Raw genomic sequence first — 24198 nt, forward strand, 5'->3', positions numbered from 1 at the left:
TTGGGCTTGTTTGCAAACAGCCCCAAAACAGGAGGGAATACCGCCGTCTGTAAAAATTAGGAAACCTCTATACGTCTAAAACGGTACATGTTAGTTCAAGCGCCGGCAGGCAACCCCGGTGCCCGAACAAAAACCATATGGCGAAGCACACCTATGACATGGGGCTGATTGGCAACTGTGCCTATCTGGCTCTTATTCACAAAGACACCAACATTGAATGGCTCTGCTGGCCCCGCTTTGACAGTAGCTTCATCTTCGGGCCCATGATGGACCGGGAAAAAGGCGGTGAGTACTCGATCAAGCCAGACACAGACCACTTCTCGTCGCACCAATACTACACAGAGAACACCAACATTCTCTGTACCGAGATTTCCTGTGAAGAAGGCTCTTACCGGGTCACGGACTTCGCACCGCGTTTCAGGCAGCACCAGCGCTATTACAAACCGCTCATGCTGATCAGGAAGGTAGAGCCGCTGGCGGGTTCGCCGCGTATCAAGGTCACCTGCCGCCCCGTGGGCAACTACGGGCAGCTGGAGCTCAAGCGCCGCCGCAGCAGCAACCACATCTCGTTCAGAGGCCTTGACGAGGAGGTACGCCTCACCACCAACGCCTCGCTCAGCTATATTCTGGAAGACCAGTATTTTGTCTTGAATGAGACCATTTACCTGGTGCTGACGTATGGCGCGCCGCTGGAGGCCCGTCTGGAAAGCACCGCTGAGGAGTTCCTGAGCCAGACTACGCGCTACTGGCGCATGTGGGTGAAGAACACCAGCATCAGCAACTTCTTCCAGGAACAAGTCATCCGTTCGGCCTTGGCCCTCAAAATTCACCAGTACGAAGACACGGGCGCCATCATTGCGTCACCAACCACCAGCCTACCGGAACACCCCGGCTCCGGCCGTAACTGGGACTACCGCTTCTGCTGGATGCGCGACACGTATTACATCCTGAACGCGTTCAACAACATTGGGCACTTTGAGGAGATGGAGCGGTATTTCCATTTCATTGCCAACATCACGGCCAAAGATACCCAGCGCTACCAGCCGCTTTACTCCATCAGTGCGCAGAGCAAGCTCACTGAGATTGAACTGGAGCTGGACGGTTACCTGGGCAACAAACCCGTGCGCATAGGCAATGACGCTTACACCCACATCCAGAATGACGTGTATGGGCAGATTCTGGTGGCGCTGCTGCCGCTGTACGTTGACCGCCGTTTCAATGACGCCGAGCGCATAGAATCACAGAAGCTGATCTACAAGACGCTGTACAAGATACGCGATACCATGAACGAGCCGGACGCCGGCCTGTGGGAGTTCCGTGATTTTGCGCAGTACCATTGTTATACGTACCTGTTCCACTGGGCCGGGGCCGCCGCCGCCCGCAGTGCCGCCCGCTACATGGGAGATGAGCAGCTGGGCCAGTTGGCCAACGACCTCATGCAGCAGGCCGCGGCCAAGATTGAGGAGTGCTTTGACCCGGCGCAGGGCGTGTACACGCAGGCCATCGGGAAAAACCACATGGACGCCAGCACGCTGCAGCTCATCATGATGCACTATCTGGACCCCGCCTCTGAGCGCGCCAAAACGCACTTGGCAGCCATGGAAAAGGAACTGAAAACCCCAGAAGGTCTCTTTTACCGCTACAAGCACGCAGATGACTTTGGCGTGCCGCAAAGCACTTTCCTGATCTGCGCGTTCTGGTACATTGAGGCCCTGGCCTGCGTGGGCCGCGTAGACGAAGCCATTTTTGAGTTTGAGAACATTCTGAAATACTCGAACCACCTGGGCTTGTTGAGCGAAGACGTGGATTCCCGTGACGGCAGCCAGTGGGGGAACTTCCCGCAGGCCTACAGCCACGTGGGGCTGCTCAACGCCGCCTACCGCATCTCCAAACGTCTGGATAGACCGTCCTTTCTGTAGATGCTTAGCTTCTGAAAAGCATAGTTGACAAGAAAAAGCTCCTGCTAGAAATGGCAGGAGCTTTTTCCGTTTCTGGCCTATTTTGGCCAAAACAGCCCGAAAACGGAAACTGCGGTATTCCTTCTCCCCCTGGGAGAAGGCTAGGATGAGGGCGAGGCGGTTCCAGTTGTAACTGCAGTTGGCACAGACGCTCGCAGGTCCTCCGGACGCTACGAGGTCTTAATGAAATGTTGATTATTAAAAACGAAAGCACTGGCGCGAGCTTGCAGCTCGTGCCAGTAGAATGAATGAGTAAACATGAATTTGTATTACTGGCTAAAGCCGAAAGATTCATGCAGTTTCTCTTAGGCAAATTGTCTTACCAGTAGAACGGCCTTACCCTCCTAACCTTCTCCCTTTGGGAGAAGGAACTCCGTGGTTTTCTGTTTTCGGGCTGTTTTGGAGAAAACAGCCCGAAAACAGAAAACCCTGTGAGGTTTGGGAAACCTCACAGGGTTTGGACTACATCATGCTACAAATGTCTACTGCGACTGAAATTAGAGCATGTTTACATTTTCCTTCTGCGCTGCAAACGGGTATCAAAAGAACCTGACTTTGCCATTTTCTCGCACCATAGCGGGGCGTATGCTGCTCAAAAATCGCTTCGCCAGAACCTTGTGCTCCCCATTTTCGCCTGCAAAATCAAAATGTAAACAAGCTCTTAGTAAACAATAATCAGCAATGAACCATTAGCATTTCCTTAACAAAGCGACTTGAGCAGTTTGCGCACGTCATTGCTGCCGTCTACATTGAAGCGGGCGTTGGAGCGTTCATTGCCTACTTTAATGCTGAAGGCCTCTTTGGGCATGGCCTGGAACATGTCTTCGTCTGTGCGGTCATCGCCAATAGACAGGATAAAGTCATGCGGGTGCTGTTCCAGCCAGCGGGCGGTGGCCACGCCTTTGTTAACTTCCACGTTTTTGATCTCCACAATCTTATCGCCCTCCATGACCTGCAGGTTAATGTTGGCGGCTATGAACAGGAGATAGTTGCTGAGTTCACGGGCGCGCAGTTCGGCCAGTGTGCGGTCTACCTTGCGGTAATGCCACACCAGGGAAAAATCTTTTTCTTCTATAAACGAGCCTGGGGTACGGTCTACGTGCAGCTCCAGAATAGGCCTCACTTCTGCTTTCCAGCTGTCACTGAGGTGTTGCAGCATTTCCCACTGGCCGTTCTGCTCCCGTGACCAAACACCGTGCTCGGCAATAAAGGCTACCGGCAGGTGCCCCAGCCATTTCTCCAGCGTATGGCGGTCGCGGCCGCTCACAATCACCACCTGGTTCTCTGGGTTCTGGGTAAGGCAGGTTAACGTTTCCAGCAGTTCCTGGTCTGGGAACGCCGCGTTAGGATCTTTCTTGAAGGGACTTAATGTGCCGTCATAGTCCAGGAACAGCATGCGCTGATGTGACTTTTTAAAGCTTTCCAGCAGTTGGGCACTCTCCTCTTTAGAAAGCGACTCAGTGGCCATTGCCTTTTGCTTTTCCTTGATGTACTCCAGCCGGTTCATGAAAATGCTCACCCAATGGTGTATGTTGTAGCGCTGCACAATCTCCTGCATGTGCTCCATGCGCGTGATCTGCTCCTCTTCGGGCATCAACAAGGCTTCTCTGATGGTGCGCACCATCTGCCCCAGATCATTGGGGTTGATGAGCAGGGCGTCTGCCAGCTCTCTGGAGGCACCTGCCATTTCGCTTAAGATCAGCACGCCTTTCCGGTCTACCTTGCTGGCAATGTATTCTTTGCAGACCAGGTTCATGCCATCCCGCATAGGCGTGACCAAGGCAATGTCTGCCACGCTGTACAGCGCCGAAAGTTCTTCAATGGGGAACGAGCGGTAGAAATATTGAATGGGGGTCCAGGTGATGGTGCGGTAAGAGCTGTTAATACGGCCCACCAGTTCATCAATGGTCTCCTTAAGTTGCTTGTACATCTCCACCTGGTCCCGAGACGGCACCACCAGCATAGACAGCGTTACCTTGCCGTGAAAATCTGGGTTTTCCTTCAGGAACAACTCAAAGGCTTGCAACCTTTGCGGAATCCCCTTGGAGTAGTCCAGGCGGTCAATAGACAGGATAATGCGCTGCTCCTGCAAGGCTTCGCGGTATTCGGCAATTTTGGCGTGGGTTTCTTCTGACGTGGCCAGGCTGGCGTACTTGTCATAGTCAATCCCATGGGGAACGCATCTACCATGATGTTCCGGAACCCGTTGTCTATAAGCCCCTGCGAAGTGTTCAGCCCCACAATACGGCTCACGGAACTGAGGAAGTGACGCGCGTCATCATAGGTATGAAACCCGATCAGATCTGCGCCCAGCATGCCCTGTAGCAGTTGCTCCCGCCAAGGCAGTAATCTGAAAACCTCAAAGGACGGGAACGGGATATGCTGGAAAAACCCGATGGTGCTCTCCGGCATCTGCTCCCTAAGCATGGCCGGTAGCAGCAGCAACTGGTAATCATGCACCCAGATGGTGTCACCGGCAGAGGCCAGCTCCATGACCGCCTCACAGAACTTCTGGTTCACCCGCTGGTAGGCCTCCCAGTAGGTGTCCTCATATACCGCGTACTGGCTGAAGTAGTGAAATGTAGGCCACAGCGTCTCATTGCTGAACCCCTCGTAAAAATCCCTGATCTCCCCTTCTGTGAGGTAGACAGGGTGCATGCTTTGCTGATGAAGGTCTTGCCGCACCTGCTTTTTCTCTGAGTCTTCCTCAAAGTAGGTGCCGGGCCAGCCAATCCAGACGTTGTCGCCTTGTTTGTAGATAGATCCCAAACCGGTAGCCAAGCCACCCTCGCTTGACTCATATGCCAAGCCTTCTTCTGTTCTCTGTACTTTGATAGGCAGCCGGTTGGAGATGATAATGGTTTTGGGCATAGTAGGTTGGATTTAATGGAAAATAAGTGGGAGCCCCAGGCAAGGGTTTCGTTTTGCCTTTCAGGAATAATTCCCTAAACAGCCCCACCTGCTCTTATGTATGGGTTTACTGGTTTGGGTAAGCTTTTGTTGGTTAATATTCAAATATTAATATATAAAAAGACGCTTAAAAACGGCCCCAGCCCGTAGTGAAAAGTAACCTTTCTCCTGCTTGGCGGGTAAGCATGAACTTGTATTTGAACAGGTCAACAGGAATGATTGAAGAAATTAAACACTTTACCCTAGACCACTTTCCCCATTTTCTGCAAGGTGCCGGCGTCATAGCGGGGGCTATCATGGTAGGCATCATTATCAAGTGGCTGATCTTTAAGGTCCTTTCCACCTATCAGCACTGGTTCCCCCATGTTTGGGTAGAGGCTATTCTCAGAAAACTCAGCAAACCTGTTTCTTACCTCATGCCCCTGCTGGCGCTGGGCGCTGCCCTGCCCTTGCTGCCGTTGACCCCAGAGGCGCGGGAAGTCTTCAGGCGGGTCATGGAAATCTCCCTCACCGTGGTGTTTGCCTGGTTCCTGATTGGGTGGGTAAACGTGGTTCAGTACCAGATCAGAAAGAAGCACCAGCTGGACAAGGCAGACAACATCAAAGAGCGTCGGCTCTTCACCCAGCTCCAGTTCATCAGGCGGATGGCCATTATCCTGATTGTGTTCCTGGCCGCCTGCCTTATCCTGATGAGTTTCCCAACGGTGCGTAAAATTGGTACGGGTCTGGTGACCTCTGCCGGGATTGCGGGCGTGATCTTGGGCTTTGCGGCCCAGAAATCGTTGGGGAACCTGCTGGCGGGTTTTCAGCTGGCCTTCACGCAGCCTATGCGCCTGGATGATGTGCTGGTGGTGGAGAACGAATGGGGCCGCGTAGAGGAAATCACCCTCACCTACGTGGTCATGCGCCTCTGGGACCAGCGCCGACTGGTGTTGCCCATCAACTACTTTATAGAGAAGCCTTTCCAGAACTGGACGCGCACCAACGCTGAGTTGCTGGGCACCGTTTTCCTGTACCTGGATTATACCGCCCCCATAGATGCGCTGCGCGAAGAACTCACCCGCATCTTGAAAGAAACCCACCTCTGGGACGGCCGCGTGGGCATACTGCAGGTCACCGACTCCAAGGAAAGAACCTTAGAATTGCGCGCCCTGGTCAGTGCCCGAGATTCTGGGACTGCGTATGACCTGCGCTGCTTTGTGCGGGAGAAGCTGGTAGATTTCGTACAGAAAAACTACCCGGAGTGCCTGCCTCTCAACAGAACCATTCTGCCCGCCGGCACAGATCCTGCCGTGGCGTAGGTTGATGACTCAAGATTTAGTTTTGTCCTGTTGAAATTGGTTGGTTTGAGTAAAGTAGAAAATCTGTTTTAGGCTTATTTTCAGAAAAACAGGCCGAAAACGCTTTCTGGTGATCCTGAGCATCCTTGAGGCGGGAGCCGAAGAGAGCTAGGCGTAGCTACTGAAGGATCTAATGGAGAAGTGTTTGCCTTTGCGTAGTCTGCTGTTCCCTAGGCTGTGCCGCTGTTGGCAATGCCTCACTGGCTGTTCTGTTTCACCTCTTCCGGTAAGCGCTCACGGCCGCGGGGCCCGTCCTGCCGGCTCGCACTGCTGTTAAAACTACGCCTTTGGCGTTGCCTTCGGCACCGTATTAACAGAGGCGCTCACCGCCAGGACTGGTTTCTGTTCCTTTCCTGATCAGCTTGTCTGCTGGGTCTGCTTTAGCAGGTCACTGCTGCTGTTCCGCTAGCCTGAGACGAGCCCGTGCTGCGCACATCAGTCAGGGGCATGGGTGGTGGAATGTCTGTGGTTGACTGTTAGTGGCTGCTGCTGCTACTGCTGGAAGTGACTTCAGCAGCTGGCGCGAGTCTCCAGACTCGTGCCTACAGATGATGGGGAGTCTCTGACTACCCTCGCTGCCCGGCAGCGAAACCACGCGTTTCAGATGCACCTTTTGCTGGTTCAAGTTTCCGACTTGGACCCACCATGGCGGAAGCTTGAAGCTTACATGTGGCGAAGCCTCAAAGAGCGCTACCAGCTACTCCCCCTTTGAAGGGGGCGAAGGGGGATGTTTACACAGGAGGGCACACATTCCAGAAAACTCCCCTCCTCGTAGGGGTGGGTTTGTTACAGCTGCCACCGCTTTACCGCCTGCTCAAAAGACCTCACAGGTTTTAAAAACCTGTGAGGTCTATGCCATTTCCCGTTTTCAGCCTGTTTTCAGAAAAACAGCCCGAAAACAGGAATGCTTACCACCCTACGGCTCCCCTACTCTTTATAGGGGTCATACACATCTTCGCCCGCCATGGCCACACCCAACGGGCGAAGGGTGTGCAGGATTTTGATGGTGTTGCCCTGGTATTTCAAGACGTCCTCCAGTTTTTTGTAAGCCTCGGGGGCTTCATCGGCGCCTGCGCCGCGGAGTTCTATGCGCTTCTCTTTCATGCGCTGCTGCACGGCGTCAAAATCTACCAGGCCCGGGGAGACCACGGTTTTGCGCTTCACACCTTTGGCGTCTCTGATCCATTTGGTCTTGCCCGCGGCGGCCCGTCGGCTGAGCAGGCGGCCCGCGCCGTGTACGGTAGAATATAGTCCGCGCACAGACAGTTCGCTTTCCACGCCTTCAATGATGACCGAATTGTCAAACATGTTGGCGCCAATGAATCCTTTCTGCCCCGGAAACGCAGGCGTGCAGCCTTTGCGTACCACCCAGTAGTCTTCGCCCTGGTGGCGCTCAAACCACGCGAAGTTGTGGTGGTTGTGAATGACTTCGGTGGCGGTGCCACCCAGAATGTGCAGCACGTTCTCTACCACAATGTCTCTGCCCGCGTAGGCGTATTCGCCCGCCAGGGCCATGGCGGCAATGTAGTCCTGCCCAATTTCTGAGTCAATGTCAAAGAGAATGGGCGGACCGTCCATGCCGCTTTCACGGGCTTTGTCAAAGAAGCTTCCGCCCTGTGAGAGGGCAATGAACCCGGAGGCGGTCTTGTGCCCAAACCCGCGGGACCCGAAGTGCACGCCAATCCAGAGGTAGCCTTTCTCGTCTTCAAAGAGGTCAATGAAGTGGTTTCCGCTGCCCACGGTGCCCAACTGCTCAGCGGCCAGTTTTCTGAGTTCGCGCTGCGGTTTGAACTCTGCCTTCTTGATGTGCTCCAGCACGGGGTGGTCCACGCGCTTGGGATTGGGCCGCCCCACGCCAAAGCCAATGGTCTTCATGATCTCGTCCATGACGCGGGCAATGTTCACGTCACGGGCCATGATATCTGTCCGCACCGCCTTGTTTCCGCAGCCAATGTCAAACCCCACGCCAGAGAGCGAAACTTTGTTTTTGTAGGCCACGGCGCCACCTATGGGGTGGTTGTAGCCGTAGTGGGCATCTGCGGTGAGCACGCCAATGTCTTCTGGCCCCACGCAGCGTTTAATCTGGTTTATAGCGCTCTGGTCAATGATTTCCTCGCCAAAAATGGTGATGTTGTTTTCTACGGTAGCCATGGCCTTGTCTGGTTGGTCGCTTCTTCTATACGGAATTTCAAGATGCCGTTTTCGGCTTGTTTTCAGAAAAACAGGCCGAAAACAGAAAGAAAGGATGGTCCAGCTGGGATTAGTCAATGCTTTTGAACCCACCCATACCCCTTTAAGGAGCAGGGCCGTTTCATTCTACGCATTTCTAGTGATCTGCAGGTTTCGCCATGCCTTCTTTTAAGGCTTTCGCCTCACTGAAGTTGAAAACTTCAGTCTAAAGTAGGACCAAGTTGGAAACTTGAACCAGAAAAGTTTAGAATGAAACGGCCCTGCCCCAGGTAGGGGAATTCTGCCCGAGTGCGAAAATTTCCTTTCTTGGAGGGGTAGACACTTCTTGCCTCATCATTTACCATTTTTATCTCGCAACTTGGGTTATGGACACAAAAAAAGGGGAAGCCTATGCCTCCCCTTTCTCTTTCCGTTGAGCGGTTCTGATTATAATCCGCCGCGGGTGCCACCGGTTTTCTCACCTTCATGGCCTTTTACTTTCACTACTTTGTTGTACAATCCTAACAACAGGAACGGGGCTGGCCACTGGCCTACGAACAACGCCTCATCATCTTTTTTCATGATTTTTAGCGTAGCTGAAACCGCCATGGAGCCTAGTGCTGCCCACAGGAACAGGTCAGAAGGAAGTTTAGCGGTATACTCTTCTATTGTTCTGGCTACTGGTCCTTCTCTGTGCTCTGGGTTGAAGTTGTCTGCAGCGTCTTTTACATCTTGTGCTTTTGCCATAGTTTTATTTGCGTTTAAAGTTTTCAATCCCCTATGAAAACGAATAAACGGCGGGAGGGTTTACCTAAATTTCACAAGTCTTCTTCCTGAACAGCAACCAGATCAACCTTTGCATCTTTTCAGCCTGATTTCTGTTTTGGGGCTGTTTTCTCAAAAACAGCCCCAAAACGCAGAAGCCCCACCAAACCGGTGAGGCTTCTGTGCGAAGTAGAAAAATGTAACTCTATTTAAGGCCATTTTTATTTGTCCTCCTAAAAGACCTTGCTAGAGAACGGTAGTTGCTGTTTCTAAAAGCGTTTACAGTTCGCCCACAAGATCCTTTCAGGATGACAAATAATATAGTTATTGGCTTTGGTTACTTCTTAGGCAGTTCCTGCAGCAGCACTTCCACGGCTTTCTCCAGCTGCTGGTCACGCCCTTGCGCGACGACGGCGGGATCATTGGCCACCAGATAATCAGGCTCCAGCTGCGAATTCTCCAGGAACTTGCCGCCGCCCAGCGTGCGGTACCCAATCTGCGGGATCCCGAAGACCATGGTAGGATCAATCAAGGTTTCCCACCACACAAACGTACCCGTTCCGGCCACGGGCGTGCCCACGGTTTTGCCAATGCCCAGCTCTTTGTAGAGTACCGGGAAAATGTGCGCATCTGAGTAGTTAGCCTCATTCATGACCACAACAGATGGCTTGGTCCATTTGTTGCGGGGCTCATCGCTCAGGTGCTGGCCGCGCGGGCTGAACTGGGCGTACTGCTTGGTGTTCAGGAAGCTGATGAGGTCGTCATGCAGGTTGCCGCCGCCGTTGGCGCGGGTGTCTACAATCAATGCTTCTTTGGTGGCGTTTTTGCCTAGGGCCTCCTCATACACGGTGCGGTAGCTGGCGTCATTCATACCCCTGATGTGCACGTAGCCCAATCTTCCGCCCGAGAGGCGGTCTACCTCCTTGCGGCGGTTCTCCACCCAACGCTGGTACAGCAGTTCGTTCAGTTCACCGCCGTTGATAGGTTTCACCGTTTCTTCCCAGCGCTTCTTGGTCTTCTCGTCATACAAAGACACCAGCGTGAATTTGCCGGCTTTGCGGTTCAGGAGCTGGTCAAAGTCAGTGTTGTCTTCCAGGGGCTGGCCGTCAATTTTCTCTACAATCACGCCCGCTTTCACCTTAGAGCTGGCACGGTCAAACGGACTCAGGTTGATCACTTCTTTTACCTTTAGACCCGCCCCCGAATATTGCTCATCAAAAAACAATCCCAAAGAGGCGGTGGCGTCTGCGTTGGCTTGTCTGTGACTGTAGCGACCGCCTGTGTGCGAGGCGTTTAGTTCGCCCAGCAGTTCACTCAACACATCTGCGAAGTCATAGTTGTTGGCAATATGCGGCAGGAACTGGCGGTAATTCTCTGTGTAGAATTTCCAGTCTACGCCGTGCAGGTCTGTCACGTAGAATTTCTGCTCCAGTTCCCTGATCACGTGGTCATACATGTAGGCGCGCTCAGCGGCGGCGTTCAGGTTCATCTCCCCGTTCACGCGCACCATTTCCTGTTTCCCGTTCTCGGTGTCCAGTTTTAGAATCTTGCCTTCGGTGAGCACAAACAGGTTTTTTCCGTCTTTAGAGAGCGTCATTTCCCCGCCGCGGGTGCCGAGTTTGGCCAGCAGTTTGGTGTCATTGTCGCGCAGGTTGGTCACCCACAGGTCATAGCCTTTCTCGAAGCGGCTCAGGTAGAACAGCCTATCGCCTTTAAGGGACACCACGGCATCTGAAATGTCTGAGGAAGTGGCCGTGAGACGGGCTTTGCGGTACGGCAGGTTGTCCAGCTCCAAGGCCATGCCGGCGGGCGCCGATGTTTTGCTTGTTTCCCCTTTCTTGCCTTTGCCCTTGGTTTTACCCTTTGGTTCTGCTGTTTCTTCCGGCCCTTTAGACTCCGCTTCGCGCTTCTCCAGATCCTCTAGCAGCGAGTAGTCTTCTTTGCTCAGTTTGAAGCGGTCAAACGCGTCTTGGGTGGTGAACAGCGCGTAAATGTCGCCGGTGCCCGAGTTATTGCCGTTGCCCCTGAGGCCTTCGCGGTTGGAGTAGTAGATGATCATCTTGCCGCCTGCCATCCATCTGGGGCCGTTTTCATAGTAGCCGCTCTGGGTGAGGTTCATCACGTTGCCGTTTCCGCTGGCGGAAATCAAGCCCACCTCAGACAGCCACTGCTTGGGCTGGTTGTACTGCACCAGAAACCACTTTCCGTCTGGCGACCATTTGTAATCCTGATCACCGTCTGCGTAAGAATAGTTGTTAGCGTTGGCCAGGATGGTGCGCACCTGTTTGCTGGCTTTGTTCACCACTTTCAGGTTCACGCGGTCCTCCAGATACGCCACCTCCTTGCCGTCTGGCGAGTAGGCAGGCTGGAATTCCTCGGTTGGCGTGGCAATCACGGTCTCCTCTTTCAGGAGCGTAGAGGCGTAGAAATAAGGCTCAGCGGCGCGCACCAGGCTGGTTTCATAGATGTTCCAGCTGCCGTTGCGCTCGCCCGCGTACAGAATCCTGCGCCCGTCGGGCGAAAAGCTCACACTGCGCTCCTGCTCTGGGGTGTTGGTGATGCGTTTGGTGATGCCGCCCTCTACGGAGCTTACAAAGACTTCGCCCCGGTTCACAAACACCACCTCTTTGCCGTTGGGTGACACCTGCATCTCGGTCATTCCGCCCGAAATAGGCAGCACCGTCTCTGGGTTTGACCTGATACCAGAATACAGCTGAATGGCCACTTTCTGCGGCTGTCCGCCTTGTTTCAAGGTGTAGATTTCGCCGTTGTAGGTAAACGAAAGCGTTCCGTCTTTGGCGCCGCTCAGGTGCCGCACCGGGTGTTTGCTGAAGTTGGTGACGGCCGTGCTCTGCTTAGGGTTCTGCAGGCTCATTTTGCGCACATTGAACGTGCCGTTGGGCTGCTCACTCAGGTAAAACAGCTCCTGCCCGTTCGGCCCGAAGACGGGTTGACGGTCCTCGCCTATGTTCTCAGTGAGTTTGGTATGCTGCTTGGTTTTGGTGTTGTACACCCACAGATCACGCGCCGTGGAAGAGGTCTGGTGCTTTCTGAGGTTATTCTCAAAGCTCTTCTTGTCCTGGTACACCAGCACTTCGCCGTTGGCGCTGTAGCGGGCGGCCTCTGCGGGCGTGGTCAAGACCATGGCGTTGCGCCCGCCGCCTAACGAAACCGTGTACAGCTCAGGGAAGGCCCCAGAAGGGAATAGGGCATTGGCCGCAGCGTCTACCCGTGAAGAGGAGAAAATCACGCTTTTGCCGTCTGGCGTGAAATCTGAGGGCACGTCACTGGCTGAATGGAAAGTTAACCGCTTGCCTTCGCCGCCCTGGGCGGGCATCACAAACACGTCAAAGTTGCCGTAGCGGTCTGAGGCAAAGGCAATCTGCTTTCCGTCTGGCGACCACACGGGGTTGAACTCATAGCCCTCGTGCATGGTGAGCGGCGTGGCATTTCCGCCCGCGGCGGCTACCTTGTATAAATCTCCCTGGTAACTGAAGACAATGGTCTGCCCGTCGGGCGAAATGGCTGGGGTGTTTAACCACAGCGGTGTCTGGGTCTGGGCCATGGCACCCACGCTGCTGGCGCAGCAGAAGGCCAACACGGCAAGAAACCGCTTTTTCATAAAGTAAAGGGCTTGTTTGTTAGATTGGAATACTAAATATACCAAACAGGCGGGGCAATTCAAACAGGCGGCGGTTGTGGTGAAAGGGAGGCAGGAGCGAATTCCCATTTCCGGGCTGTTTTCTGAAAAACAGCCCGGAAACGCATTAGGTAAAAATGGGGAACGGTATTGCTGATAGGTAGAGACCAGGCACCGCCTCGTCTCCCACGCATTGCACATCTATTTTCACCAGCGATAGCGACCTGTGTTTAAAGCAGGCAAGGTTTCATACATTAACCAGCAGGTGGGACAGGTCGTGGCCTGTCTGTCCAGCATTTGGGGTAGTGGGATGTAAGAGATGAAATAAGGATTCAGGAATGCGTGGAGACGAGGCGGTGCCTGGTCTCTACGGGGTTAAATGCGTTTTGGGCCTGTTTTCTGAAAAACAGCAAAACTGACTCAAGACTCAGAACTCTGTCTACAGCTTCCCTTTCATGCCCTCCATGAAACAGTGGCGGCAGCGGGCCTCATATGAGTCGGTTTCGCCCAGAAGCACCTTCTCCTGTGACACCGCGTTGCGGAAGGAGTATGAGGCAATGTCCCCGCACTGCACGCAGACGGCATGCACTTTGGTCACGTATTCGGCCACGCCCATGAGCGCGGGCATAGGCCCGAAGGGTTTGCCCAGATAGTCCATGTCCAGACCGGCCACAATCACCCGGATGCCGTTGTTGGCCAGGTGCACGCAGACCTCGGTGATGGCTTCATCAAAGAACTGGGCCTCATCAACGCCCACCACGTCACAGCCGCTGGCCAGCAGCAGCATGTCATTGGCAAACTGGATAGGCGTAGACCGTATGGCCGTGGCGTTGTGCGACACCACGTCTTCCTCATGGTACCGCGTGTCAACGGCCGGTTTGAAAATCTCTACCCGCTGCCTCGCAATCTTGGCGCGGTTGAGCCTTCTGATCAGCTCCTCGGTCTTTCCGGAGAACATAGACCCGCAAATCACTTCAATCCAACCACGCTTCTGGGCCTGATGCCTGTTTCCTACCCGAGGCTCTATAAACATATATGCTACTGTGCTAATGAATGAATGGACTATTGCGCCGCTCAAAAAAGACGGCACCTCAGCTTTTCTCTTAGACGAAGGTACAGCCAACCCTCCCTTTGCCAATGCACAACTTTTCCACAGAGTTATTCAATACACTCAATGACAATAACTTATACCCCGGAAGAAGTGTCAGAAAGTAGAAAGTGTGAGAGTGAGACAATCAAAGCAATAGCTTTTCTAGTTTGCCCACTGTTCCCTAAGATCCTTTCAGGATGACAAAGAGGGTGGTTTTGGGGGTGGTTTGGGGCTACTTTCAGAAAAACAGGCTGGAAACACGCATTCAAATTAATTGGCTGCAAATTCTCTTCTTGAGGCTCCTCCTACTCTTTATCTTTTTGCACGCATTGCGTCCCCCTTTGAAGGGGGTAGGGGGATGACCAAGGCCGTTGAAGAACTGTCAGCATCAGCTAAATGAAATAGAAGATTATTCTTGGAATACGTCACTCTGCACGAGTAGATCAACACGAGTCATCATCCCCCTACCCCCTTCAAAGGGGGACGCAATGCGTGCAAATGCACTAGAGTGAAGCATGAGAATCTGCACTGAACAAGCGTTGCTGTCATGAGCGATTTTAATTGTTCACCAAATCCTTCAACTATTGTACGCTCATCCCTTCAACACCTCACTCCTTCCTCCCCCTAAATCACCCGCTATAGGTCATGTGCGGCAGCTTGGTCTGCTCAGGTACTTGGCAGGTAACGGGGCCGGTGAGTTGGGTTTGGCAGGTGAGGCGTTCGTTGGGTTTGAGGCGGCCGTTGCTCCGGAAGCGCTCCTCGGCGGGGGTGGGCGGGGCGGTGTTTTCCATGCCCTGCAGCACAATCATGCGGCAGCTGGTGCAGCGGCCCCTGGCGCCGCAGGCGTGCATCCAGTCAATGCCTTGGGCCTGCAGAGCGGCCAGAACCGTTTGGCCTTCGTATACAGATACCCGCAGATCTGCCAGATTCCGCACCGTGATTTCCCCCATTATTCGCTATATTTACGAGCGTATGCTTCCGCCAATGAAAGACAAATATAATCAAATACGCCTCGCTCAGTACAGCCAAGAGCTAGCCCAGCGCCTCAGCGAGGAACACTTCGCTCAGCATGAAGTGGTTACTGCGCCGCAGTTGATTTCATTTACCCCCATCAAACAGGTGAACCTCTACCTCATCAGGGAGCTGCTCACGCTCTGGAACCATGAGATGGCCAACCTGCGCAGCCCTTACTTTGACTTTGAGAGCCCTGAGGTGAAAGACGCGCTGGTGCAGTTCATGAACGTGCTCTCGCGCAAAATCTCTATCAAGCGCCCGCACTTTGAGCCGCTCCTCCAGAAAGCCATACAAGACACGTTCCGGACGGTGCTGGAGCCGGTGGAGGTGTTTGAGGAGAAGTTTCTGCGGGTAGACGACCTCTCACCGGCCAAGCTGCAGGAAGGCCTGAAATACCAAGACCTGGACAAGGAGCTGTACCGCCAGTTCATAGACTCCCTCTCTGAGGAAAATCTGGACCGCGGCAAGGTGACCACCAAACTGCAGCGGTTCCTGAACGAGCACAACTCCCTGCGGTTTTCTGTAGCCGATGTGGTAACCCGTTTCAATGAGCTGAAACCCCTGAAAATGGATGAGATCCTGACCCCGGAGGCTCCCGTAGCCCCTGTTGTCCCCTCCATTCCGGTGGTACCTGCCACACCGCCGCCCCCTGCTGCGGCACCAGCCCCCACTCCGGTGGCCGCCGTGCCGCCCGTACCAACTGCGCCGTCTACCAACGGTTCCTCTACGTCTTCAGGCGCAGCCGCCTCCCCGTTCTTCCGGCCAGAGGTGAACATGGAGCCTAAACTGAATGAGCGGTTCCAGCAGGAGCAGAAGCAGACCCTCAATGACCGTTTCAAGCAACCCGTGAACGCCTCTCTGGCCGACCGCCAGCAAGACCAGAAGATTGGTTCCCTCAAAGACGCCATCTCCATCAATCAGCGTTTTTCATTTATCAATGAACTGTTTGAGGGGGACAACATGGCCTACCACGCCATAATCAAGCAACTGGATGAATTCGGCTCTGCCGATGAGGCCAAACAATTCCTTCTCAAAGAGGTCGGCAGCAAGTACAACTGGTCTAAGAAAGAAGAGCACGTGCAGAAGCTGGTGCGCCTGATTGAAAGAAAGTTCGCATAAGCCGTTTTTGACCTGTTTTTAGAAAAACAGCCCCAAAACAGAAATCCCCTGCCACCAGAAGACGGCAGGGGATTTCTGTTTTACCACCTTTCTGTCTACCGGAAAACCAGCACGTCAATAGACCGCTCGGCTTTCTCCAGTTTCAGGCCCAGCTTGGCCAGGGCTTCATGAACGGCGCCTTTTCTTTCGGGCTCAAATTCAAAGGAGAGGTCATACCGCGTTTGGTTGCCGGTTTCATCTACCACGGGCAAATTCACCATCCCGAAGCTCTCCAGATAATGGGCCACCTTCTCCAAGCGCACGTGCTCACCGTCAAACGCACCCGCAGAGGCCCCAAAGACCTCGGCCTTGGCCTGCGAGACGGGTATCTTTTTCACCTTGGCCCCATCTGCCACCTGCAGTACGTACACTGGCCGCAGGCGCTTCTCCAGGCTCGCCCGCACGGTGAACATCTTCTGGAGTTCCTGCCGGAGCGTGGGCAGGAGTTGGGCTTCCTGCCCTTTGGGCACAATAATATCAATGCAATACTTGGTCTTGTTCTCCTCCACGCTCTCTCCCGTGGTCAGATCAAGAGTGCGGCCGTAGGGCAGGCTTTCATACGCCAGGCGGTACACGCTTTCCAGCGGAAGGTTGATCATGGTAAGCCGGCGGCCTTTGAACACGGGGTCCTGCAGATACGAGTGGGACTGTCCGCCAACTCCTTTCAGCTCGGGCTGCACCAGAAAATGCGCGCGGGTCTGGGCCGCCGCTGTGAAGTACGTGAGCGGGTCTGCCGCCAGGTTGTCTTCCTTCAAAGGCAAATCTATGGGCTTGCCCGCCAGCACCTTCTCTATGACGGCAAAAGTAAAGTTCTGGGGCGCCGTGATAGCCACCACCTTGCCCTGTGGGCTAATCAGCACCGAATGCGGAATCATGCGGTAGGGAAACGCCTTTCTGGCCCCGCCCGTGTCTGCCACCGCAAACAGCAGCGTAGACGGCCGGTTGGCCAGAAACCGCTGTATGCGCTGCTCGGTTTCTTCAGTAACCGTAATAATCTGCAGCCGGTCCTTGAACTGTTTCTGGAGGTCTTGCAGATGCGGCATGGCCTGCACACAGGGGCCGCACCACGTGGCCCAGAACTCCAGCAGCACCGCCTTGCCTTTCAGGTTAGCGAGATTGAGGGAGGGGCTGTTTCCGTTCAGGACGTTGCCGAAAGTGATGGGCGCGCGGCCTCGCCGAGGGTGGTCTGGGCCAGGAGCGGCCCGTGCAGCGTGCCCGCCAGGAGCAGAAGTGAAAAAAGCTTTTTCATACGGTTTGAATAATTTCCCCAAACCTACCGCCCCGGCTCCGGGAACTGGGTTAACCAGCGTTAAGCACTGTTAATTAGTGTTAACGCCTGCCCTGCCCATGCGCAGAAACCTTATCTTTGGCCATATGAAGCGGAGAATTCACCTGGTCTTGCTCATGATGGTAACCTGCACGGTGGGCGTGGTGGGGCTGCAGCTCATTTGGAGTTACCAGAGCTACCGCACGGCTTCGCAGGAATTTACCAGAGACATCAACGAGGCGCTGCAGGAGGCGGTAAAGCTGGAGCAGGACGCCCGGCGGAGGGAGCTCCTGCAGCAGTACCGCGGCTGGCTGGCAGACACTAACCTGGTGAAGATCACGTGCCGCGTTGACCCCATCTACAAAACCACCAAATTTTCCCTCGCCGACAAACACCCCTGGGCCCCGGAGAAGCGCGAGCCGTTTACCATTGGGTTCAATCATTTCACCCAGAAATTGCCAGAAATCACACCGGCCGCCAAGGCCTACTTCATCAAGCACTTCACCGAGGATATAGTCTGGCAGAACCTGCAGGAGGGCTCGCTCTACTTCTACACCAGGAAACTAGGCGATAAAATGGAGGAGGCCTACACCCAGAACCGCCTCAACCCCGCTCGCCTGAAAAAGCTGTTCCAGCAGCAGTTACAGCAACGGGACATTCGCGCTGGTTTTGCCCTGATTTCTGAAAAACAGGCCAAAAACGCAACCCCAGCAGACTTCAAATACGCCACCCGCTCCTACAATGTGAGCCTTCGCAAGCCCCGGCAACGGGTGCAGGCGTATTTCCCAGACCCTAACCTTGTGTTTCTGCAGCGCATGAAGTGGGTGATTGGCAGCTCTCTGTTGCTCATCGTAACCGCTATCTTCTGCTTCGGCTATACTTTGAAGACCTTGTTCCGGCAGAAGAAGCTGGCCGAGCTCAAGAACGACTTTGTGAACAACATGACCCATGAGCTTAAAACGCCGGTGGCTACCATCAGCCTGGCCGCCGAGGCCATTCAGGCATTTGATTTGAGCAAGGCTTCCGCCGAGGAATATATAAGCATCATTCGGCAGCAGAGCGGCCGGCTGACCGGACTCATTGACCAGATCCTGAAAAGCGTGGCCCTGGAGCAGGAAAGCGTGGCGCTGGAGAAGAAGAGCATCTGTCTGCAGGAATTAGTTGCCGGTGTATTATCACAGCACAGACCGCAGCTGGAACAGGTGTCTGCCACCGTTGAAACCCAGTTCCCCCCTGAGTGCCTCACCGTTACCGCCGACGAGCTGCACCTGGGCAACGTACTGGCTACCCTGCTGGACAATGCCCTGAAATACCGCAACCACCAGCTCCAGCTCCGCCTCTCCCTTTACAAACAGGCCGGGAATGCGGTACTGGAAATAGCAGACAACGGGTTGGGCATAGCCCCAGAGCATCAGGTTAAGGTTTTTGAGAAGTTCTACCGGGTGCCGGCTGGCAATGTGCACAACGTGAAAGGCTACGGCCTGGGCCTCAGCTACGCCAAAGCCATGGCCGAGCGGCACGGCGCACCCTCACCCTCCGGAGCCGGTTAGGCATTGGCACCACCTTCCTCCTTTCTATTCCGCTTGCGCGCCATGAAGCCCCCGCACCTGTTGTTGCTTGAAGATGAAGTGCCGCTGGCCAAGATTCTGCAGGAAAGCCTCCAGAAACGCGGCTTCACCGTGACCCATGCCCCAGACGGCCAGCAAGGGCTGGAGCTGTTTCGGCGGCAGCCGTTTGATATCTGCGTGGTTGATGTGATGCTCCCCCTGCTGGACGGTTTTTCATTTGTGCGGGAAATCAGGAAAGTAGACGGGCAGGTTCCGGTGCTCTTCCTCACGGCCAAGTCCCAGACCCAGGACCTGGTGCAAGGCTACGCCTCCGGCGGAAATGACTACCTCAAGAAGCCGTTCACCTTAGAGGAGTTGGTGCTGCGCCTCCAGGAACTCCTTCGGCGGCAGCCGCCCAAAGAAAACCTGAGTGAAACCTTGTTGGTGGGCCGGTACACGTTTCTGCCGCAAAAGCAGGAGTTGTGGCTAGACAAGAAACTGCACGCCAAACTGTCTTACCGCGAAAGTGAGCTGCTCCTCCTGCTGGTGCAGCACCGCCACCAGGTGCTGGAGCGCAAAACGGTACTGCTGCAGCTCTGGGGCGATGACGGTTTTTTTCAGGCCCGCACCATGGACGTGTTCCTCACTAAACTGAGAAAGCACCTGCGGGAAGACCCTTCAGTGGAAATTCTGAACATCAGGGGCGTGGGGTACAAGCTGTTAGCTTAGAGCAGGTTTAGATTTGTTTTTTCGCTGCAAGCGGGCTTTACAGGAACCTGACCCGGCGGTTGCCTCACCCCGTGGCGCTGCCAGGCTGCTCAATGCCTGCTAGAGGAGAACCTTTTACCCTCCGTTTTTGACTGCAAACTCAAAACGTAGACAAGCGCTTAGTTGGCAGGCACCAGGTTTTCACTCAGTAGACGGCTCCCGTTTCCGGGCTGTTTTTGGCAAAACAGGGCAAAACTGGAACTTCTTTAGCTTTTCAGAAGGGCAAAGGAAAAGTTTGCGTTTTGGGCCTGTTTTTGAAAAAACAGCCCCAAAACGGGAATATTCACTACCTGCTCCCCCACACGCTACCGCCCCAGATCCAGCTTGCGGTGGGCGTCAATGGCCAGCAGAATGAACAGCAGAATGGTAAATGACCACAAACCGGACCCGCCGTAACTGAAGAACGGCAGCGGAATCCCCACCACCGGCGCCAGGCCAATGGTCATGCCCACGTTCACCAGAAAGTGGAAGAAAATGATGGAGGCCACGCAGTAGCCGTAGGTGCGGCCAAAGACCGAGCGCTGCCGCTCGGCCACGGTAATGATCCGGATCAGGAGCCCCATGAACAGCGCAATCAGCACCAGACTGCCAATCCAGCCGTGTTCCTCGCCCACGGTGCAGAAGATAAAGTCAGTGCTTTGCTCGGGCACGAAGTCAAACTTGGTCTGGGTTCCTTCTAAGAACCCCTTGCCTAAAAACCCGCCAGAGCCAATGGCAATCTTAGACTGGGTTACGTTCCAGCCCACGCCCAGCGGGTCAATGTCTGGGTCTACCAGTACTTTGATCCGGTTCCGCTGGTGCTCCTGCAGCACGTTCTCCACAAAGAAGTTCACGCTGAACACCACCGCCAGCACCGCCACCCAAATACCAATGTAAGGGTACAAAAACCGTTTAATGCGGTGAAAGTTGAACCAGCCGTAGGCCGCCATCAGTACCGTGACGCCCGCTGCCAGGTACCACTGCGGAATCAGCAGCGTAAGCACGAACACAAACACGCCCACCGCCCCAATGATCAGGATCAACGGCGACATGCCCTCCCGAAAGAACGCCAGGGTGAACGCGGCAAACACCAGCGCTGACCCCGTCTCATTTTGCAGAATGATGATGGTGGGGGGCAGCAAGGCCAACCCCGCCAGCTTGGCCTGGTCTTTCCAGTTCTGCTGCCGCAGGTTAATGCTGCTCATGAACTTAGACACCGCCAGCGCCGTGGCAAACTTGGCAAACTCAGCCGGCTGCAGCCTGATAGACTCGGTGATCACCAGCCACGACCTGGAGCCTTTAATCTCTGACGCAAACGCCAAGGTACCCAGCAGCAGCAGAATAAAGAACCAGTAGATGACGTAGGCCAAAGAGTCATACGCCTTGTAGTCAATGGCAAACAACATGACAATGATCACCACTGATGCCCCAATCCAGACCAACTGCTTGCCAGAGTTGAGGGAAAAGTCAAAGATGTTGGTCACGTTCTCCGGGTTGTACACCGCGGCGTAAATGTTCATCCAGCCCAGGATCACCATGAGCGCGTACAGGCCAATGGTAATCCAGTCAATGTTCTGCGTAAGTTTATAGGAAGTCCGCATAGCTTACTGTTAATGTCCCCATTTGTAGAAGGCGCCACTGACCATATCATGCTCCCACCGTTTTCTAGCCGGGGTGGTGATGGAGTCATTCAAATATTTCTCTACCATTAAGCTGGCCATAGGCGCCGCGGCAATGGCCCCGCCCCCCGCGTTTTCCACATATACCGCTATGGCAATCTTAGGGTCATCTTTGGGCGCGAAGGCAATAAACACCGAGTGGTCTTTGCCGTGGGGGTTCTGCACGGTTCCGGTTTTTCCGCAGATCACTACGCCAATGTGGTTCAGCCTGGCATACCGGGCGGTGCCTGATTCTACTACCCGCTGCATACCCTCTACTACCGCTGGGAAATGCCTGGGGTCTACTGAGGTGTAATGTTTCTCAGAATACGCTGGCAATGGTTTCCCCTTCTCGCCCACAGACCGCACAATGTGCGGAGTGTAGTAATAGCCGCGGTTGGCAATGGTGGCGGCAAAATTGGCCATCTGCAGCGGCGTCACCCCTGTCTCCCCCTGCCCAATGCTCACCGAGTAGATGGTGGGGAATTTCCAGCCTTTGGGCCCGTAGATCTTGTCATAGAACTGGGAGTTTGGCATTAAGCCTTTCTTTTCATTAGGCAAGTCAATGCCCAGCTTGGAGGCGAACCCGAAGCTCTTGATATGTTTGTTCCACGCATCCAGCCCCAGGTGCGAGTCCTGGAAGACGTTGGCTGACCGGCCTTTGTTCACCACGCTTCTGAACACCTGATAGAAGTACGGGTTGCACGACTGCTCAATGGCAATGCCCAGGTTAGACGGGTGCGGGTGACGGTGCGAACATTTTACCAGCGACCAGTTACAGGCATACCCTGTGTTTGGGGTGAGGGTACCTTCCTGCATGGCAATGAGCGCCTGCGCCAGCTTAAAGATGGAGCCCGGCGGGTACGTGGCCATGAGAGGCCGGTTGAAGAGCGGCTTCACCGGATCTTTCAACAACTTCATGTAGTTATTCCCCAGCTCCTTACCAGTCAGGAGCGAAGGGTCATAATAAGGGGCGGAGATCAGGGAGAGTATTTCGCCTGTTTTGGGTTCAATGGCCACAATACTGCCTGTCTTGCCTTGCATGAGCTTCTCCCCGTATTTCTGCAACTCCAGGTCAATGGTGGTGATCAGGTTCTGCCCGGCCACCGAGAGGGTGTCATAGGCCCCGTCTTTGAAAGAGCCTTTCTCCAGCCCGCGCACGTTCACCATGGTGTACTTCACCCCGCGCTGCCCCATTAGGTACTGCTCATACTGCCGCTCAATGCCGCTCACCCCCAGATAATCACCCTGGCGGTAGCCTTTGTAGGCTGAGTCCTCTAACTGCCGCGGGCTGATCTCGCCAATATAGCCCAGCGCGTGCGCAAGGCTCTGGTGCGGGTAGCCGCGTACCGTACGGGCATTGATGTAAAACCCGGGAAAATCAACCAGGTTGTCTTGAATGGCCGCAAACTCAGCATTGGTGAGGCGCTGCAGAAACGGCGACGGCTTGACATAGGAATAGGTTCTGGCGGCCTTGATTTTCTCCCGGTATTCCGGCAGGGTCAACCCCACCAGCTGGCAGAATTTGAGGGTATCAATGGCTTTGGCTTCTTTGGGCACCACCATCAGGTCATATACCGGCGTGTTCTCTACCAGCAGCTTGCCGTCCCGGTCATAGATCAGCCCCCTGAACGGATACTGCACCACGCGGCGCATGGCGTTGTTGTCGGCGGCAGTTTTGTAGCTGTCGTCTAAAACCTGTATAAAGAAAAGTTTGATGAGATAAACCGCCCCTATTGCAATAAAAATAGCTTGAATGACGTATTTGCGGCCTTCTAAGTACTTCATCTAAAACCCCTTGCTCTCCTCTCAAAAAATAACATCTGGAAGATCACCAGCACGGCTCCGGTGAACAAAGTACTGATGATTATCTTGGCCAACGTAAACCCGATCAATTTAAATCCATTCAGCTCCAAAAAAAACAGGGTGAAGTGGTGCACAAAGATCAAAACCATAGCATACGTCAAGAACCAGCGCCACCCCATAGACGTGAGGCTGGCGTTATCAGACACCTCATACCCATCCCTTGGCGTGAGTAGTTTGAGCATTGACGGCCTGAGGTACGCCATGAGTACCGTGGCGGCGGCGTGCATGCCCGCCGTGTCATAAAACAGGTCAATGGTGATGCCAGACATAAAAGCCAGAATGAGCAACAGCACCTTGTCAATGTCAATGGGCAGGAACAGAATGAAACCTATGTACACAAAGCAGAAACCCCGGTCATAGAGCACCAGGTTGCGCATGAGCAGGATCTGCAAGCCCATAAGCACCACAAACTGTACTAAATGAATGAACCGGAAACTATTCATCTTCTTCTGTTACCCCTGATCTGATTTGCAAACTGTCCATTTCCAGCTTGCGTTTGTTTTCCACCACGTACACGTACGCCAGCTTATCAAAGTCAACGCTCAACTTCACTTTGATGGTATAGAAACTCTTGTCCAGCTCCTTCCTAACACTGATCACGCGGCCAATCATGATTCCCGGCGGATAAATCCCCCCCGAGCCGGATGTGACCACCGAGTCACCTTTGAATACCCTCTCACTCAGCGGAATATAGTGCAGACTGGCGGTCTCCGGGTCTCTGGTATCCCACTTGATAGACCCCAGGCTTCGGTTTCGTTTCAGCCGCACGGAGATCAGTGTCTGCGAGTGCAGCAGGGAAGTGACCGTGGCATAGTGCCTGGAAACGGCTTTCACCCTGCCTACCACACCCGTTGACGTGATAACCCCCATCCCGGCACTCACACCCGCCTCAGCGCCAATATTGAGCGTCAGGTGGTTGTTGAGCCGTCTCACAGAGTTGTTGATCACCCTTGCCGGACGGTAGGTGTAAACGGCGTTGTCCGGCACTCCTTGCCCCAGCGAGTCTCCCGCCAGCAAAGAAGTATCAGCCACCTGAAAGACTGAGTCCCTGACTAAGCCCAGGCTGTCA

At 54.3% G+C, this 24198-nt stretch carries 15 protein-coding genes and 1 pseudogene; 5 read left to right on the forward strand and 11 right to left on the reverse strand.

Annotated features, from left to right (window positions below):
• The first annotated feature begins 137 nt into the window (after nt 1–137).
• A complete protein-coding gene (locus A8O25_RS09695; RefSeq protein WP_066834164.1) occupies nt 138–1919 on the forward strand; it encodes a glycoside hydrolase family 15 protein in 1782 nt (593 codons plus the stop codon).
• Between the two features lie 739 nt (nt 1920–2658).
• On the opposite strand, the pseudogene A8O25_RS09700 reads toward A8O25_RS09695, so the two are convergent.
• A pseudogene (locus A8O25_RS09700) lies at nt 2659–4829 on the reverse strand (bifunctional alpha,alpha-trehalose-phosphate synthase (UDP-forming)/trehalose-phosphatase).
• 254 nt (nt 4830–5083) lie between these two features.
• Between A8O25_RS09700 and A8O25_RS09705 the strand changes: the two are divergent.
• Nucleotides 5084–6169: a mechanosensitive ion channel family protein gene (locus A8O25_RS09705; protein WP_066834166.1), complete on the forward strand. Its 1086-nt coding sequence runs from the start codon at nt 5084–5086 to the stop codon at nt 6167–6169.
• Between the two features lie 966 nt (nt 6170–7135).
• Here the strand turns inward: A8O25_RS09705 and A8O25_RS09710 are convergent.
• The 5 genes from A8O25_RS09710 to A8O25_RS09730 all read right to left on the reverse strand — a co-directional run bounded on the left by A8O25_RS09710 (nt 7136) and on the right by A8O25_RS09730 (nt 14822).
• Nucleotides 7136–8359, reverse strand: coding sequence for an RtcB family protein (locus tag A8O25_RS09710; RefSeq protein WP_066834168.1), 1224 nt, complete (start codon nt 8357–8359; stop codon nt 7136–7138).
• 465 nt (nt 8360–8824) lie between these two features.
• Nucleotides 8825–9124, reverse strand: a complete 300-nt coding sequence (locus A8O25_RS09715; protein ID WP_066834170.1) for a hypothetical protein — start codon at nt 9122–9124, stop codon at nt 8825–8827.
• Nucleotides 9125–9479: 355 nt separating this feature from the next.
• Entirely contained in the window at nt 9480–12764 is a 3285-nt protein-coding gene (locus A8O25_RS09720) for a S41 family peptidase (RefSeq protein ID WP_066834172.1), read from the reverse strand.
• 457 nt (nt 12765–13221) lie between these two features.
• Complete coding sequence (locus A8O25_RS09725; protein WP_066834175.1) at nt 13222–13815, reverse strand: thymidine kinase; 594 nt, start codon at nt 13813–13815, stop codon at nt 13222–13224.
• Nucleotides 13816–14501: 686 nt separating this feature from the next.
• Complete coding sequence (locus A8O25_RS09730; RefSeq protein WP_066834178.1) at nt 14502–14822, reverse strand: 2Fe-2S iron-sulfur cluster-binding protein; 321 nt, start codon at nt 14820–14822, stop codon at nt 14502–14504.
• A gap of 34 nt (nt 14823–14856) precedes the next feature.
• Between A8O25_RS09730 and A8O25_RS09735 the strand changes: the two genes are divergently transcribed.
• Nucleotides 14857–16005, forward strand: coding sequence for a hypothetical protein (locus tag A8O25_RS09735; RefSeq protein WP_153042686.1), 1149 nt, complete (start codon nt 14857–14859; stop codon nt 16003–16005).
• Nucleotides 16006–16100: 95 nt separating this feature from the next.
• Here the strand turns inward: A8O25_RS09735 and A8O25_RS23505 are convergent, their stop codons facing one another.
• Nucleotides 16101–17315 carry a TIGR03435 family protein gene (locus A8O25_RS23505; protein ID WP_066834182.1) on the reverse strand — a complete coding sequence of 405 codons (1215 nt, stop codon included), beginning with the start codon at nt 17313–17315 and terminating at the stop codon, nt 16101–16103.
• A gap of 103 nt (nt 17316–17418) precedes the next feature.
• On the opposite strand from A8O25_RS23505, the gene A8O25_RS09745 reads away from it, so the two are divergent.
• Nucleotides 17419–18861 carry a sensor histidine kinase gene (locus A8O25_RS09745; RefSeq protein ID WP_161947730.1) on the forward strand — a complete coding sequence of 481 codons (1443 nt, stop codon included), beginning with the start codon at nt 17419–17421 and terminating at the stop codon, nt 18859–18861.
• A gap of 42 nt (nt 18862–18903) precedes the next feature.
• Nucleotides 18904–19587: a response regulator transcription factor gene (locus A8O25_RS09750; protein WP_066834279.1), complete on the forward strand. Its 684-nt coding sequence runs from the start codon at nt 18904–18906 to the stop codon at nt 19585–19587.
• Between the two features lie 344 nt (nt 19588–19931).
• Here the strand turns inward: A8O25_RS09750 and rodA are convergent, their stop codons facing one another.
• The 4 genes from rodA to mreC are packed head-to-tail and all read right to left on the reverse strand — an operon-like array spanning nt 19932 to nt 24161.
• On the reverse strand, nt 19932–21206 hold the full coding sequence (gene rodA / locus A8O25_RS09755; protein ID WP_066834191.1) for a rod shape-determining protein RodA: 1275 nt from the start codon (nt 21204–21206) through the stop codon (nt 19932–19934).
• 9 nt (nt 21207–21215) lie between these two features.
• Nucleotides 21216–23051, reverse strand: a complete 1836-nt coding sequence (gene mrdA / locus A8O25_RS09760; protein WP_066834193.1) for a penicillin-binding protein 2 — start codon at nt 23049–23051, stop codon at nt 21216–21218.
• Nucleotides 23048–23572, reverse strand: a complete 525-nt coding sequence (locus A8O25_RS09765) for a hypothetical protein (protein WP_066834195.1) — start codon at nt 23570–23572, stop codon at nt 23048–23050. The genes mrdA and A8O25_RS09765 overlap by 4 nt, the downstream gene beginning before the upstream one ends.
• Nucleotides 23565–24161 carry a rod shape-determining protein MreC gene (mreC, locus tag A8O25_RS09770; protein ID WP_241498985.1) on the reverse strand — a complete coding sequence of 199 codons (597 nt, stop codon included), beginning with the start codon at nt 24159–24161 and terminating at the stop codon, nt 23565–23567. The genes A8O25_RS09765 and mreC overlap by 8 nt, the downstream gene beginning before the upstream one ends.
• Nucleotides 24162–24198: the final 37 nt, after the last annotated feature.

Source organism: Rufibacter ruber, from assembly GCF_001647275.1.
Classification (GTDB): domain Bacteria; phylum Bacteroidota; class Bacteroidia; order Cytophagales; family Hymenobacteraceae; genus Nibribacter; species Nibribacter ruber_C.